This is a genomic window from Mesorhizobium sp. B2-2-4 (assembly GCF_006442375.1).
GTDB lineage: Bacteria > Pseudomonadota > Alphaproteobacteria > Rhizobiales > Rhizobiaceae > Mesorhizobium.
The window spans coordinates 18992-32035 of the sequence record NZ_VFWB01000010.1 but is presented as its reverse complement, the minus strand read 5'-3'; the positions used below and the strand labels follow the sequence as shown (position 1 = coordinate 32035).

General features: G+C 64.7%; 14 protein-coding genes. 6 read left to right on the top strand and 8 right to left on the bottom strand.

Annotated features, from left to right (window positions below; translation table 11 throughout):
• Window positions 1-137 precede the first annotated feature (137 nt).
• Window positions 138-1175: a zinc-binding dehydrogenase gene (locus FJ959_RS23855; RefSeq protein ID WP_140632448.1), complete on the bottom strand. Its 1038-nt coding sequence runs from the start codon at window positions 1173-1175 to the stop codon at window positions 138-140.
• 30 nt (window positions 1176-1205) lie between these two features.
• Window positions 1206-2444 carry an acyl-CoA dehydrogenase family protein gene (locus FJ959_RS23850; protein WP_140632445.1) on the bottom strand — a complete coding sequence of 413 codons (1239 nt, stop codon included), beginning with the start codon at window positions 2442-2444 and terminating at the stop codon, window positions 1206-1208.
• Between the two features lie 120 nt (window positions 2445-2564).
• Between FJ959_RS23850 and FJ959_RS23845 the strand changes: the two genes are divergently transcribed.
• The 6 genes from FJ959_RS23845 to FJ959_RS23820 all read left to right on the top strand — a co-directional run bounded on the left by FJ959_RS23845 (window position 2565) and on the right by FJ959_RS23820 (window position 6909).
• Complete coding sequence (locus tag FJ959_RS23845) at window positions 2565-3380, top strand: SDR family oxidoreductase (RefSeq protein ID WP_140496320.1); 816 nt, start codon at window positions 2565-2567, stop codon at window positions 3378-3380.
• A 24-nt stretch (window positions 3381-3404) separates the two neighbouring features.
• Window positions 3405-3905 carry a MaoC family dehydratase gene (locus tag FJ959_RS23840; protein WP_263483366.1) on the top strand — a complete coding sequence of 167 codons (501 nt, stop codon included), beginning with the start codon at window positions 3405-3407 and terminating at the stop codon, window positions 3903-3905.
• The gene (locus tag FJ959_RS23835; RefSeq protein WP_140513711.1) at window positions 3902-4933 is read left to right on the top strand and encodes a phosphotransferase family protein; all 1032 of its coding nucleotides are present in this window, start codon (window positions 3902-3904) and stop codon (window positions 4931-4933) included. The genes FJ959_RS23840 and FJ959_RS23835 overlap by 4 nt, the downstream gene beginning before the upstream one ends.
• Before the next feature lie 17 nt (window positions 4934-4950).
• On the top strand, window positions 4951-5727 hold the full coding sequence (locus tag FJ959_RS23830) for an SDR family oxidoreductase (RefSeq protein WP_140632442.1): 777 nt from the start codon (window positions 4951-4953) through the stop codon (window positions 5725-5727).
• A gap of 91 nt (window positions 5728-5818) precedes the next feature.
• On the top strand, window positions 5819-6463 hold the full coding sequence (locus FJ959_RS23825; RefSeq protein ID WP_140632439.1) for a TetR/AcrR family transcriptional regulator: 645 nt from the start codon (window positions 5819-5821) through the stop codon (window positions 6461-6463).
• 197 nt (window positions 6464-6660) lie between these two features.
• A complete protein-coding gene (locus FJ959_RS23820; protein ID WP_140632436.1) occupies window positions 6661-6909 on the top strand; it encodes a DUF680 domain-containing protein in 249 nt (82 codons plus the stop codon).
• Window positions 6910-6953: 44 nt separating this feature from the next.
• Here the strand turns inward: FJ959_RS23820 and FJ959_RS23815 are convergent, their stop codons facing one another.
• The 6 genes from FJ959_RS23815 to FJ959_RS23790 all read right to left on the bottom strand — a co-directional run bounded on the left by FJ959_RS23815 (window position 6954) and on the right by FJ959_RS23790 (window position 13040).
• The gene (locus FJ959_RS23815; protein WP_140632433.1) at window positions 6954-8003 is read right to left on the bottom strand and encodes a Gfo/Idh/MocA family oxidoreductase; all 1050 of its coding nucleotides are present in this window, start codon (window positions 8001-8003) and stop codon (window positions 6954-6956) included.
• Window positions 8004-8016: 13 nt separating this feature from the next.
• Window positions 8017-8802 carry a ThuA domain-containing protein gene (locus FJ959_RS23810; RefSeq protein ID WP_140547154.1) on the bottom strand — a complete coding sequence of 262 codons (786 nt, stop codon included), beginning with the start codon at window positions 8800-8802 and terminating at the stop codon, window positions 8017-8019.
• Window positions 8803-8882: 80 nt separating this feature from the next.
• Entirely contained in the window at window positions 8883-9104 is a 222-nt protein-coding gene (locus FJ959_RS23805; protein ID WP_140496327.1) for a hypothetical protein, read from the bottom strand.
• Window positions 9105-9161: 57 nt separating this feature from the next.
• Window positions 9162-9746: a sarcosine oxidase subunit gamma gene (locus tag FJ959_RS23800; RefSeq protein WP_140632430.1), complete on the bottom strand. Its 585-nt coding sequence runs from the start codon at window positions 9744-9746 to the stop codon at window positions 9162-9164.
• Window positions 9739-12732: a sarcosine oxidase subunit alpha gene (locus tag FJ959_RS23795; RefSeq protein WP_140560276.1), complete on the bottom strand. Its 2994-nt coding sequence runs from the start codon at window positions 12730-12732 to the stop codon at window positions 9739-9741. The genes FJ959_RS23800 and FJ959_RS23795 overlap by 8 nt, the downstream gene beginning before the upstream one ends.
• Window positions 12729-13040 carry a sarcosine oxidase subunit delta gene (locus FJ959_RS23790; RefSeq protein ID WP_140496330.1) on the bottom strand — a complete coding sequence of 104 codons (312 nt, stop codon included), beginning with the start codon at window positions 13038-13040 and terminating at the stop codon, window positions 12729-12731. Before FJ959_RS23790 ends, FJ959_RS23795 begins: the two co-directional genes overlap by 4 nt.
• Between the last annotated feature and the right edge of the window lie 4 nt (window positions 13041-13044).

Below are 13044 nucleotides of genomic sequence, written 5' to 3'. Positions count from 1 at the left end.
TAGGGGGATCGAACGGCGTGGCCGCCGATGACATTGAACGATCGCAGCCAACAAACCACCCTCTTTCCGGCCCTCGAAGGTTATAGCAGCTGTGCTCTCGATGAACCGGAATGCAGCTCAACCGCACACCCCCTGCTTTACGGCCGAATGAACACCTTGCCATTGGGCCTGGCCAGTTCCGCCGGCACGCGCGCCATCGCCTCTGCCAGCGGCACCACAGCCGTCACGTCGGTCGTCCAGCGCCCGTCGGAAAAGCGCTTCTGCGCCTCGAGGATCGCAGGACCGCGGCGGTCCTTATGCTGCCGCATCCATTCGCTCAGCCAGAAGCCCTCTATGTGCTTGTGCTGGAAAATCAGCTGGCCGGGTTCGCGGATGATCGTGGCTTCGGGATCGAGGCGTCCATAGATGATCCAGCGCGAGCGCTTCGGCATGGCGTTGAAGATGGCCGAGGCCAGTGGCCCGGTCACCGCATCGAGGAAGATGCGCGGCTGTTCGGCCTTTATAACTTCGCGCAGCGAGGTTTCGAAATCGGGAGACTTCTCGTTGAGCACATGGGCGGCGCCGATTTCCTTCAGCAGCGCGATCTGCTCGTCGCGGCGCACGGTGACGATAGGCCGGAACCCTTCCTCCTTGGCCAGGCCGATGATCAGCTTGCAGAGCTGGCTGGCGCCGGCGGTCATGATGAAGGCCCTTTCGCCTTCTCGGCTGACGATGTCGAACATGGCGATCGCGGTGAGCGGATTGACGATCATGGCAGCCCCATCCTCGTCGCGCACGGTGTCGAGGAGCGGAATGCAGGCGGCGGCTTCGGCAATGGCATAGTCGGCCCATGAGCCCCAATTGGAGAGCCCGGTGGCGAAGGCAACGCGCTTGCCGACGAGGCTCTTGGGATAGGACTCGTCGCCGCCGGCAACGATCACGCCGACGCCCTCGAAGCCGGCCGGCCGGCCCTTGACCCGCGGCTGGCCGTATTGGCCCTTGATGAAGGCGACATCGGACGGATTGATCGACGCAAGGCTGACCTTGATCAGCACTTGCGTCGTCCCAGGCGCCGGCACTGCGATACTGCCTGGCTGGAGATAGGGCTCCATCGCCTCCAGCGTGCTGCCGCTCGGCGTCCTGGTGTAGCCGTCGCCGACCAGGAGCAGCGCCTTCATTTCGGACGGGATGCTCATCGGCTGTCTCCCCGCTCGGACCGGGCCATCTCAGACCTTCTCCTGCGTGTATTTCTTCAGCTCCGCCCGCGCCACCTGGCGGCGATGCACGGCATCCGGCCCGTCGGCGAGGCGCAGCGTCCTGAGATGCGTCCACGAGCGCGCCAGCGGCGTGTCCTGGCTGATGCCTTGCGCGCCGAACATCTGCACCGCCTCGTCGGTGACCTTCAGCGCCACGCGTGGCGCGACCACCTTGATCTGGCTGATCCAGGGCGCGGCGGCGCGCGCGTCGCCCTGGTCGATCATCCACGCCGCCTTGAGGCAGAGCAGGCGGGCCATCTCGATCTCCATGCGGCATTCGGCGATGATGTCGAAATTGGCGCCGAGTTTCGCCAATGGCTGGCCGAACGCTTCGCGGCGGACCGAACGCTGGCACAGCAGCTCCAGCGCCATCTCGGCCTGGCCGATGGCCCGCATGCAGTGATGGATGCGGCCGGGGCCGAGGCGGCCTTGCGCGATCTCGAAACCCCTGCCCTCGCCGAGGATCAGGTTCGACGCCGGGACCAGCACATTGTCGAAGCGAAGATGCATGTGGCCGTGCGGCGCGTCGTCGTCGCCGTAGACCTGCATTGGACGCAGCTTGCTGACACCCTTGGTGTCCGCCGGCACGAGGATCATCGAATGCCGCCTGTGCTTCGGCTCTCCATCGGAGGTCTTCACCATGACGATATAGATGGCGCAGCGGGGATCGCCGGCACCAGAGGCCCACCATTTCTCGCCGTTCAGCACATAGCCGTCGCCGCGCCGTTCGCAGCGCATCGAAATGTTGGTGGCATCCGACGAGGCTACGTCCGGCTCGGTCATCAGATAGGCCGAGCGGATCTTTCCGTCGAGAAGCGGCTCCAGCCAGGCGTTCTTGTGCTCCGCCGAGCCGTAGCGCTCCAGCACCTCCATGTTGCCGGTGTCGGGCGCCGAGCAGTTGAAGGTCTCGGCGCCGAGATGCGCCTTGCCCATCTCCTCGGCCAGATAGGCGTATTCGACGGTGGAAAGACCGTAGCCGCGTTCCGAGCCGGTCAGCCAGAAATTCCAAAGGCCGCGCTCTCTTGCGGTCGTCTTCAGCCCTTCGAGGATCTCGGTCTGGCGCCGCGTGTATGTCCAGCGGTCGCCCGCCTTGCCGACTTCGCCGAGGAATTCCTTGTCGAGCGGCATGATCTCGTCGCGCACCATGGCCGCGACGCGCGCATGGATCGGCCTCAGCCGCTCCGTCATGCCGAGATTCATCTCCGTCATCGGTTGCTAACCCTTCATTCAGGCCGGGCATTTTGTCAGTGGCAAGGATGACCGTACTTCGGATAGCCTTGTCAACGCGAACGCTTTCCCCGATCCGCCGATGAAAGGCGCAGGAGTTCGATGAGCTATCTCGACGATCTTTTTTCGGTGGCCGGCAAGACCGCGCTGGTCACGGGCGCGGCGACCGGCATCGGCCGCATGGCGGCGACGGGCCTCGTCAAGGCCGGCGCAACGGTGATGATCGCCTCGCGCAAGGGCGAGGACTGCATCAAGGTCGCCGAGGAATTGAACGGGTTTGGCGCGCCGGGCCGGGCGGAAGGCTTTGCCGGAGACGTTTCCAGCGAGGCCGGCATTGCCGCCTTGGTCGGCGAGGTCAAGACGCGGGCCGAACGGCTGCATATCCTGGTCAACAATGCCGGCGTGTCCTGGGGAGCGCCGCTGGAGAGCTTCCCCTATCATGCCTGGGCCAAGGTGTTCGGCGTCAACGTCACCGCCGTCTTCCACCTGACCCGCGAACTGCTGCCGCTGCTCGAAGCCGCCGCCAGCGACGAGGATCCAGCCCGGGTGATCAATCTGGGCTCCGTGATGGGCACGCAGCCGCTGGCCGACGACGCCTACTCCTACACCGCCTCCAAAGCGGCCGTTCATCACCTGACGCGCACCCTGGCGCTGGAATTCGCCGGCCGCCGCATCACCGTCAACGCCTTTGCCCCTGGGCCCTTCCAGAGCCGGATGACGGCGTTTGCCACCGCCACTGAGGAACAGGCCAGGTATGTCGGCAGCCACGTTCCGATCGGCCGTATCGGCGCCCCGGATGACATTGCCGGCGCAACGCTCTATTTGTGCAGCCGTGCAGGCAGCTATGTCACCGGCGCCATCCTGCCGATTGACGGCGGACAGTCGGTGCAGCATGGGCTGACCCTGTTCAAGGAATGACATGTCCGGCCGGGGAAGCCGGGGATGAAACTGGAGGACATCCGCGTGGAACCGATCAGTCTCGATGTGCTTCTGGCCAGCGTCGGCAAGGAGGTGGGCGTCTCGCCATGGCGGGTGGTCACGCAGCGCATGATCGACCAGTTCGCAGACGCCACCGACGACCACCAGTTCATTCATTGCGATCCGGAGCGGGCCAAGCGCGAGACGCCATTCGGCGGCACCATCGCGCATGGCTTCCTGTCGCTGTCGCTGTTGTCGGCAATGACGTTCGAGACCATGCCGCCGCTGGAAAACGGCAAGATGGGCGTCAACCACGGCTTCGATTCGCTGCGCTTCCTGGCGCCGGTGAAGACCGGCGCGCGCATCCGCACCCGTTTCGTGCTGGCTGACGTCAAGGTCAGGCCCTCAGGTTGGGTGCAGACGGCCCATGACGTGACGATCGAGATCGAGGGCTCGAAGAAACCGGCGCTCACCGCCCGCTGGCTGACGCTGACCCTGATCGAACGCCAGCCAGAGACCGCATGAGCGACCCGAACGCGCTCGACCAGGCAGCGCTTTCGCCCTATCTCGAGGCGCGGATCCCCGGTTTTGCCGGACTTTCCTCCGTCGAAAAATTCAAATCCGGCCAATCCAACCCGACCTATCTGCTGACGGCGGCCAGCGGCCGCTACGTGCTGCGCGCCAAGCCGCCGGGGCAGTTGCTGAAATCGGCACACCAGGTCGACCGTGAATTCAGGGTGATGAGCGCCCTTTCGGGCACCGCCGTGCCGGTGCCGCGGATGCTGCATCTCTCGGCCGAGAACTCGCCGATCGGCCGCATGTTCTACATCATGGATTTCATCGACGGCCGCATCTTCTGGAATCCGGCACTGCCGGAAGCGCGCGACAATGGCGAGCGCGCCGCCATCTACGATGCCATGAACGCCACGCTCGCCGCCCTGCACGGCGTCGATATCGAGGCCGTGGGTCTCGGCGATTTCGGCCGGCCGGGCAACTATTTCGAGCGCCAACTGGCGCGTTGGACCAGTCAGTACCGCGCCTCGGAGACCGGTGCCATTGCCGACATGGACCGGCTGATCGACTGGCTGGAGACGCACAGGCCCGCCGACGACGGCCGTGTCTCGCTGGTGCATGGTGACTATCGGCTGGACAATCTGATATTCGCGCCGGACCGGCCGAAGGTGATGGCGGTGCTCGACTGGGAACTGTCCACATCAGGCCATCCATTTGCCGATATCGCCTACCAGTGCATGCAATGGCGCCTGCCGCATAGCTCGGGCTTTCGCGGCCTGGGCGGTATCGACCGCGCCGCGCTCGGACTGCCTTCGGAAGAGGACTATGTCGCCACCTATTGCCGGCGGCGCGGGCTCACCGGCATCGGCGACTGGACGTTCTTCCTCGCCTTCTCCTTCTTCCGGCTGGCCGCGATCTGCCAGGGCGTCTACAAGCGCGCGCTGGACGGCAATGCCTCGAACCCGGAAAAGGCCAGGACCTATGGCGAGGCGGTGAAACTGCTTTCGCACCTCGCCGCGAAACTGATCGACCGAAACTGATCGACGAGGAGTGATCGATGGGCCGCTTCGACGGAAAGACGGTGTTGATCACGGGTGCCGCGGGCGGGCTCGGCCGCGGCGCCGCCAAAGGTTTTGCCGCCGAGGGCGCGCGGCTGATCCTCTCCGACCTCGATGAACCAATCTTGAGGAGCTTTGCCGAAACGCTCGATGCCGAGACGGCGGTCCTGGCCGGCAACATCGCCGACGAGGCGCTGTCGCAGGCGCTGGTGGCTCTGGCGGTCGAAAGATTCGGCCGGCTGGATGTCGCAGTCAACAATGCCGGCATCGTGCAGAGTTTCGTGCGTTTGCCGCAGGTCGCCTCGGAGGAGGCGCGCCGGGTGATCGAAATCGATCTGCTCGGCGTCTTCTATGCCATGAAGCACCAAATCCCGCAGATGGAGCGGCAGTTCAAGGCGGACGGCAAGGGCGGCGCCATCGTCAACATCGCCTCCGCCGCCGGACTGGGTGGCGCGCCGAAGCTTTCGATCTATGCCGCCGCCAAGCACGGCGTGGTTGGGCTGACCCGGTCGGCGGCAATTGAATACGCCAGCAAGGGCCTGCGCATCAACGCTGTTTGTCCGGCGCACACGAGAACGGCGATGGTCGATAGTTTCGTGCGCGTCTCCGGCGCTCCGGAAGCCGACGCCCTGGCCGAACTGACGCGCGGCGTGCCGATGAGGAGGGTGGCCGAAGTGGATGAGATCACCCCGGTGATCCTGTTCGCCGCCGACCCCGCCAACTCCTTCATGACCGGCCACACATTGGCTGTCGACGGCGGCCTCAGCGCCATCTGACGCCTGCCGCTTGGGAACCAGCGACGCCCTTGTCCGTTTCCGTACAGCGTATATAATTCAGTTGGCCCCCAACCAGCAGAGGCAGACGATATTGCCGGTGAGCGCCCAGACACGCCGCGAGAAACAAAAGGCCGAACAGCGTTCCGAACTTGTCGAGGCCGCGCACAAGCTTGTGCAGGAGGAAGGCTATGAGGGCCTGACCATCCGCAAGCTGGCCAAGCGTGTCGGCTACGCGCCGATGTCGGTCTATTCCTATTTCGCCGACAAGCAGGACATATTGTTCGCGCTGGCCGAGGATGCGTTCGAGACGCTTGCCCGACGCATCGAGGAGCACCCTGCCGACGATCCGATCGAGGCGCTGCAAGCGGTGATGACGGAATACGCCGCATTCGGGCTTGGCAATCCCAATGAATACCGCACCGTCTTCATGACCGAAAAGACCAAGCTGCCGGCAGGCCGGAGCTACGAGGACATGGAAGAAAGCAACCCGGCGATGAAGGTGCTGATCAGCAGGGTCGAGGCCTGCGTCGCCGCGGGGAAGTTGCAGGGCGATCCGCGCGCCATCGCCACCATGCTGTGGGCGGTCGGCCACGGCACCATCTCGCTGCTGATCACCTTCCCCTTCTACCCCTTCGGCGATCCGCAGGCTTTCGTGAAACGGATGTGCGATTTCACCCTTGCCACGCTCAGCACACAGAACGTGCCCCCGCTGACCGAGACACAGGTCAACTGCTGAACGATATCTCCTTGCGTATCCACGCTTCATCGCCGCTCCGCGTTTAACGTGCCAAGCGGGGCGGATTTTCTTGGTTAACAAAAAATTTCCGTACGCGTACGATTTTCTGGCTTGAACTCCGCGATCGGTGGGCGTATTTGTACGGAATACCGTACACGTACGAGAACAAATTCACCCATCGAACCCGGAGACGGACAATGAAAAAGACCCTCCTCACCCTCGCTGCCGTGCTGGCACTTTCGGGCTCGGCCCTTGCCGCCAACACGACACACCCGGTCAAGCACGTGCCCGCCGCGACCTGCGTCGACACCAAGGCCAATGTGAAGCTCGATTGCGCATCGACCGGCTCGCTCGAGAAAAAGGGCGCCACGGAAAATACCGCTGAAGGCAAGGGGCCGCGTCTCGGCATCAGCATCAATCCCTGGATCGTACCGAGCGCGTTCTGATAACGGCAACACACGTTTGGCCGGTGCAGTCGACCAGATGTGATTCAGGCGATCGTGACCGGCAGTCTGGCCGACGAACTCTCGAAGGCCGCGTCGATCAGCCTCTGCATGTCGGCGGCGCGACGGAAGGATGGATCGCCGTTCCTTCCCGTATCGAGCGCTTCGGCGAAACGCAGCGCGTTGCGCTTCACATCCGGCAGCGCCAGTGTCCGCCAACGTTGCTGGTCGATGTCCTCGCCCAGGCAGGCCGACAGGCGCGAAATCTTGCCGTCTGTGTTGACCTTGATGGCGCCCTTGGTGCCATGCATGGCCAGCGACAGGTCGTTGGCGTGGCCGGTCATGTAGCGGCTGGCGACGATCGTCGCGAGCGCCCCGGATTTGAACCGCGCCGTCATTGCGACACTGTCGTTGGCATCAAGCACATAATCGCCGATCCGATCGCCTTCGGCCTTGGGAAACGTCACCAGGTCGGCGTGCAGGGTGGCGATGTCCTGGTCGGCACCATAGCTTGCGAAATCCAGAATGTGGATACCGACATCGCCGAGCACGCCCGTCGAGCCGTGCCGGTTGGACAGGCGCCACAGCCATTTGTCCTCGATGCGCCAGTCGCCCCATGACTTGCTGACCAGCCAGCTCTGTTTGTAGCTCGCCTCGACATGGCGCAATGCGCCGATCTCGCCGGCCTGCACCATGCGTCGCGCTTCCTCGATCGCCGGCGAGTTGCGGTAAGTCAGGTTGACCATGTTGACGACCCCGGCCGCCTCGGCCGCTTCCGTCATTGCAAGCGCGTCGGCATGGTTCGGCGCCAGCGGCTTTTCGCAAAAGACGTGTTTCCCATGGGCAAGCAGCGCCAGCGTCGTGGCCTTGTGCACGCCATCCGGCGTCGCATTGATGGCCGCATCGAACGCACCCCAGCCGATCGCCGCTTCCAGGCTCTCGAAAGACTGGCTGATCTGGTTGGCGGCGGCGAACCTCGCCGCCTGGCCCGGCACCTGGTCGACGCAGGCGACGATTGTGCAGCCTGGAATCCTGGCGAACTCCTCGACGTGATGTCCGGCAATGCCACCGGTGCCGAGCAGAAGGAGGCGGTGCATCTTCAACTCACGCCTAACTCAGGCCCTTGTCGCCGTCGGCATGCAGGCGCAGGCCCTTCTGGACGATCTTCTCCTTGGCCTGGTCTGTCGGCACGTTCGGCGCATTGATGATGCCGGACCATGCGGGTGCGGGATTGTGCGCCCAATGCACGGCGTTGCGCAGCACCTGCTGCACGCCTTCATTGTGGTAGATCGGGTAGGTCTCGTGGCCGGGCGAGAAATAGAAGATCCGTCCGGCGCCGCGCTGATAGGTCAGCCCCGACCGGAAGACTTCGCCGCCTTCGTACCAGGAGACGAACACCGTCTCCAGCGGCTCCGGCACCGCGAAGGGCTCGCCATACATCTCCGTCTCGCCGATCTCCAGGCACTCGCCGATGCCTTGCGCGATCGGATGGCCGCGGTTGATGGCCCAGACGCGCTCGCGCTCGCCCGCTTCGCGCCATTTCAGCGAACAAGGCGTGCCCATCAGCCGCTTGAAGATCTTCGAATAGTGTCCGGAATGGAGCACGATCAGACCCATGCCTTCCCAGACCCGTTTCTGCACGCGCTCGACGATCTCGTCCTTGACCTCGCCATGGGCGGCATGGCCCCACCAGAGCAGGACATCGGTGGCAGCCAGCCGGCTTTCGCTCAAGCCGTGCTCCGGCTCCTGCAAGGTGGCGGTGGTCGCCTCGATGCCCTTATCCTGGTTGAGCGCGGCTGCGATGGTCCCATGCATGCCCAATGGATAAAGGCCGCGCACGGCGGCATTGGTCTGCTCATGGACATTCTCGCCCCAGACGACGGCTTTTACCGGCATTTTACGATCTCCCAAAGCGCTTTGAATATCCCACTTGGCGCCGTCTTGGAAAGATGGCTCCTCAACCGAAGCTGGGGAAATCAGCGCGGTTTGCGTCCGGGAACGGTCTTGGCTTTGCCCGGCCTTGCGGGGGCGCCGGGGATAGCCGTCCCCGTGATCGACACAGGATCGCTGGCCGGGAACGTATCCTCGAGGCCTTCCTCGAGTTCCTCTTCGGCGTCGGCGCCGTGATGCCGCTCATGCTCCAGGGAGCGCACGGCCGAGCTTTTCCCGGGCGACTTCGGCGTGGACTTCGATGGCATCGGCATTCTCCCTCGACCTGTTGCCGCAAATGGGCGCGGGCGGCAAACGTTCCGGGATCAGGCCGCCGCGTCGCGTGCTCCCTCGGAGAGGAAAGTAAAGACATAATCCGAGAAGGAACGCCAGCACTCGACCCGAAAAGCGTCTTGCGCCGTGCGCAGCAGAACGATCTCGGCCTTGCCGAGAATGGTACGCGAGGCGGCACCCACCGGGAAGGCTTGGAGCGACAGATCCTGCGGGCAGCCCGAATTGATTGCCGCGGCCGCGGCCGGACCGGCGACCGATATCGCAACGTTGCGATGCGAGATGCCGACAGCGGAATGCAAGGCGGAAATCTTTGCACAATCGGCGAGCGGGTCTTTGCCGGCCTCGTCGATGATCATCCATTCATCCGGCCCAAGCCACAGCGCGGTGCGCCCGCCTTTCGACACGGACGTCTTCGGCTTTTTCGGCATGGTCACGCCGAGCGCCTTCGACAAGGCGGCAAGCGACGCCTCCGGAGCGCGCAGCGAGATCCGTTCGGCCGGCGGCAGCACCTCTACCTTGACGCCGGCGGCGGAGATAGCGCGCCCGGCCAGCGCCGGACGGCGCTCGGCCGCCGGCGATGCGGCCGAAGCCGTCTTTTTCGCGACTGCCTTAGCCATTGAGGCGGCCTCCCGTTTCGTCGAAGAACACCATGCCGGAAACCTCCACTTCGATCGTCCCGCCAGGCATCGGCACGTAGAGCGTGTCGCCCGTGCGTGCGCGACCGCCGGCGACCAGCGCCAGAGCGATCGAGCGGCCGCAATTCTGCGACCAATAGCTCGACGTGACATGGCCGATCATCTTCATCGGGATCGCCTGCCTGGGATCCTCCACGATCTGCGCGCCTTCCTCCAGCACCACCTTGGGATCCTTGGTCTTGAGGCCGACCAGTTGCTTGCGGCCCTTGGCGACCAGGTCCCGCCGCGTCAGGCCGCGAATGCCGACGAAATCGGCCTTCTTCTTGCCGACGGCCCAGTCGAGGCCGGCATCATTGGGCGTCACCGTGCCGTCGGTGTCCTGGCCGACGATGATGTAGCCCTTCTCGGCGCGCAGCACGTGCATCGCCTCGGTGCCGTAGGCGGTGGCGCCATGCTTCTGGCCCTCGGCCCACAGCGCTTCCCAGACGGCCTGGCCGTAATCGGCCGGCACATTGACCTCGAAGCCGCGCTCGCCGGTGAACGACATGCGGAACAGCCTTGTCGGCACGCCGCAGATCTTGCCCTCGCGTACCGACATGTGCGGCAGCGCCTCGTCCGACATGTCGATGCCTTCGACCAGCGGCGCGATGATGTCGCGAGACTTCGGCCCCTGCACGGCGATGACAGCCCATTGCTCGGTGATCGAGGTCAGCCAGACATTGAGATGCGGGAACTCGGTCTGGAGATAGTCCTCCATGTGGTTCATGACGCGCGGCGCGCCGCCGGTCGTCGTCGTCACATGGAACCGGTCGGGCGCCAGCCTGCCGACGACGCCGTCATCATAGATGAAGCCATCCTCGCGCAGCATGATGCCGTAGCGGCAGCGGCCGGGCTCCAGCTTTTCCCACGGATTGGTGTAGAGCAGTTCCATGAACTTGGCCGCATCGGGACCGACCACCTCGATCTTGCCGAGCGTCGAGGCGTCGAACAGGCCAGCCGTGTTTCGAACCGCGACGCACTCGCGGTCGACCGCCGCATGCATGTCCTCGCCACCCCTGGGGAAATACCAGGCGCGCTTCCACTGCCCGACATCCTCGAACACGGCGCCTTGGGCTTCAGCCCAGGGATGGATCGCCGTCTTGCGCGTCGGATCGAACAGCGGACCGCGCGCATGGCTGACGATGGCGCCGAAGGTCACCGGCGTATAGGGGGCGCGGAACGTGGTGAGGCCCACCTCGGGGATTGGCTTGCCAAGCGTCTCGGCGGCAATCGCCAGGCCGTGCATGTTCGAGGTCTTGCCCTGGTCGGTCGCCATGCCGTTGGTGGTGAAGCGCTTGACGTGCTCGATCGAGCGCATGCCCTCATGCACCGCCTGGCGGATGTCCTTGGCGGTGACGTCGTTCTGGAAATCGACGAAGGCCTTCACCGTCGTATCCGGACCGGCGCCGGGGGCGGCGCCCAGCATGCCACGCGACCAGCTTTCCGAGGCGTCGACTTTTGGCCTTGTACCCTTGGCAGTCTTTGCGCCGGCGTCCCTTGCCGCCTTGGCCCCTGCCGCATAGGCCTCGTCGAGGGTCGCCGACAGGCCGTCCGTGCCGTTGCAGGCGCCGACAGAGACGCAGTCCTGCGCGTAGGTGCCGGGCACGAAGCGCTTGGTTTCGTCGTTGAAGGCGACCTTGCCGCGCGACTGCGAGAACAGGTGCACCGACGGCGTCCAGCCGGCCGACATCAGGATCGCATCGACCGCAATGGTGCGCTCGCCGCCACCATTCTTCGGCTGCACCGTCATCGACGAGACGCGCAGCTTGCCTCCGGCGCGGATCACCGCGCGGCCGAAATTGATCTCGATGCCGAGCATCCTTGCTTCATCGATCACCGGCCCTGTCGGATTGTCGCGCAGATCGACGATAGCCGCGATGTTGACGCCGGCCTTCTTCAGGTCGATCGCCGCCGCGTAAGCGGAATCATTGGCGGTGTAGACGCCGACGTTTTTTCCGACCGCGACGCCATGGTGATTGAGATAGGTGCGCGCGGCCGAGGCCAGCATGATGCCCGGCCGGTCGTTGTTGGCGAACACCATGTGGCGCTCGATGGCCCCGGACGCCAGCACCACGCGCCTGGCGCGCACCTGCCACAGCCGCTCGCGCGGCAGGTCGTGGCCGGGATTTTGCAAATGATCGCTGACCCGTTCGACCAGGCCGACGAAGTTCTGTGCGTAGTAGCCGAAGGCAGTCGTGCGCGACAGCACGCGGACATTGTCCATGCCTTTCAGCCTGGCGATCGCCGCCTGCGCCCAGGCAAAGCCGCCCTGGCCGTCGATTTTCGCGCCGCTCTCGAAGCGCAGGCTGCCGCCGAATTCGGCCTGCTCATCGGCCAGAATGACCCGCACGCCGGTTTCAGCCGCTGCCAATGCAGCCGCGATGCCGGCCGCACCGCCGCCCAGCACCAGCACGTCGCAATGAGCGTAACGCGACGAATAATGGTCGGGGTCCGGCCTGTCGGGGGACACGCCAAGCCCGGCGGCTTCCCGGATCTTGGGTTCGTAGAGGCTCTTCCAGGCCGCCTTCGGCCACATGAAGGTCTTGTAGTAGAAGCCGGCCGAAAACAGCGGCGACGCCAGATCGTTGACCGCGCTGACGTCGAAGGACAGCGACGGCCAGCGGTTCTGCGAGTTGGCGGCGAGTCCGTCATAGAGTTCCTGCACGGTCGCGCGAACATTCGGCGTTTTGCGCGCGTCGTCGCGCACGATCTGCACCAGCGCGTTGGGCTCCTCCGCGCCGGCCGACAGCACGCCCCGCGGCCGGTGATATTTGAACGAGCGGCCGACCAGGTGCACGCCGTTGGCCAGCAGCGCCGAAGCCAGCGTATCGCCTTCGATGCCGACGAAGGACTGACCGTCGAAGCTGAAGCGGGCGGTCTTGGCCTGGCTCAGGCGGCCGGCGCTCGGTATGCGGAACGCGCCGCTCATTTGGCAACCACTTCGCTGGAGTTTTTGGGCAGCTTGGAAGGCTTCGGCTCGCCGGCCTTGTAGGTCATGACGAACTTGTCGGTGACGGTGTCGCGCACGGCGTTGAAGAAGCGCGCACAGCCATGCATGTGTCGCCAGCGCTCATAGATGATGCCTTTGGGATTCGAGCGGATGAAGAAGAATTTTTCGAAATCCTCGTCGCTCTCGCCTGACATGTTGGCCGAGCGCGCGATATGCGCCTCGCCGGCGTTGCGGAACTCAAGTTCCGGACGCTCTTCCTCGCAATAGGGGCAGCGGATGAGAAGCATGTTT

Coding starts and splice junctions, on each gene's coding strand:
- FJ959_RS23845 (WP_140496320.1), top strand. CDS start 2,565: ATGAGCTATCTCGACGATCTTTTTTCGGTGGCCGGCAAGACCGCGCTG.
- FJ959_RS23805 (WP_140496327.1), bottom strand. CDS start 9,104: ATGCCATCGAAGTCCACGCCGAAGTCGCCCGGGAAAAGCTCGGCCGTG.
- FJ959_RS23795 (WP_140560276.1), bottom strand. CDS start 12,732: ATGAGCGGCGCGTTCCGCATACCGAGCGCCGGCCGCCTGAGCCAGGCC.
- FJ959_RS23790 (WP_140496330.1), bottom strand. CDS start 13,040: ATGCTTCTCATCCGCTGCCCCTATTGCGAGGAAGAGCGTCCGGAACTT.
- FJ959_RS23840 (WP_263483366.1), top strand. CDS start 3,405: ATGAAACTGGAGGACATCCGCGTGGAACCGATCAGTCTCGATGTGCTT.
- FJ959_RS23815 (WP_140632433.1), bottom strand. CDS start 8,003: ATGCACCGCCTCCTTCTGCTCGGCACCGGTGGCATTGCCGGACATCAC.
- FJ959_RS23830 (WP_140632442.1), top strand. CDS start 4,951: ATGGGCCGCTTCGACGGAAAGACGGTGTTGATCACGGGTGCCGCGGGC.
- FJ959_RS23855 (WP_140632448.1), bottom strand. CDS start 1,175: ATGAGCATCCCGTCCGAAATGAAGGCGCTGCTCCTGGTCGGCGACGGC.
- FJ959_RS23810 (WP_140547154.1), bottom strand. CDS start 8,802: ATGCCGGTAAAAGCCGTCGTCTGGGGCGAGAATGTCCATGAGCAGACC.
- FJ959_RS23820 (WP_140632436.1), top strand. CDS start 6,661: ATGAAAAAGACCCTCCTCACCCTCGCTGCCGTGCTGGCACTTTCGGGC.
- FJ959_RS23850 (WP_140632445.1), bottom strand. CDS start 2,444: ATGACGGAGATGAATCTCGGCATGACGGAGCGGCTGAGGCCGATCCAT.
- FJ959_RS23800 (WP_140632430.1), bottom strand. CDS start 9,746: ATGGCTAAGGCAGTCGCGAAAAAGACGGCTTCGGCCGCATCGCCGGCG.
- FJ959_RS23835 (WP_140513711.1), top strand. CDS start 3,902: ATGAGCGACCCGAACGCGCTCGACCAGGCAGCGCTTTCGCCCTATCTC.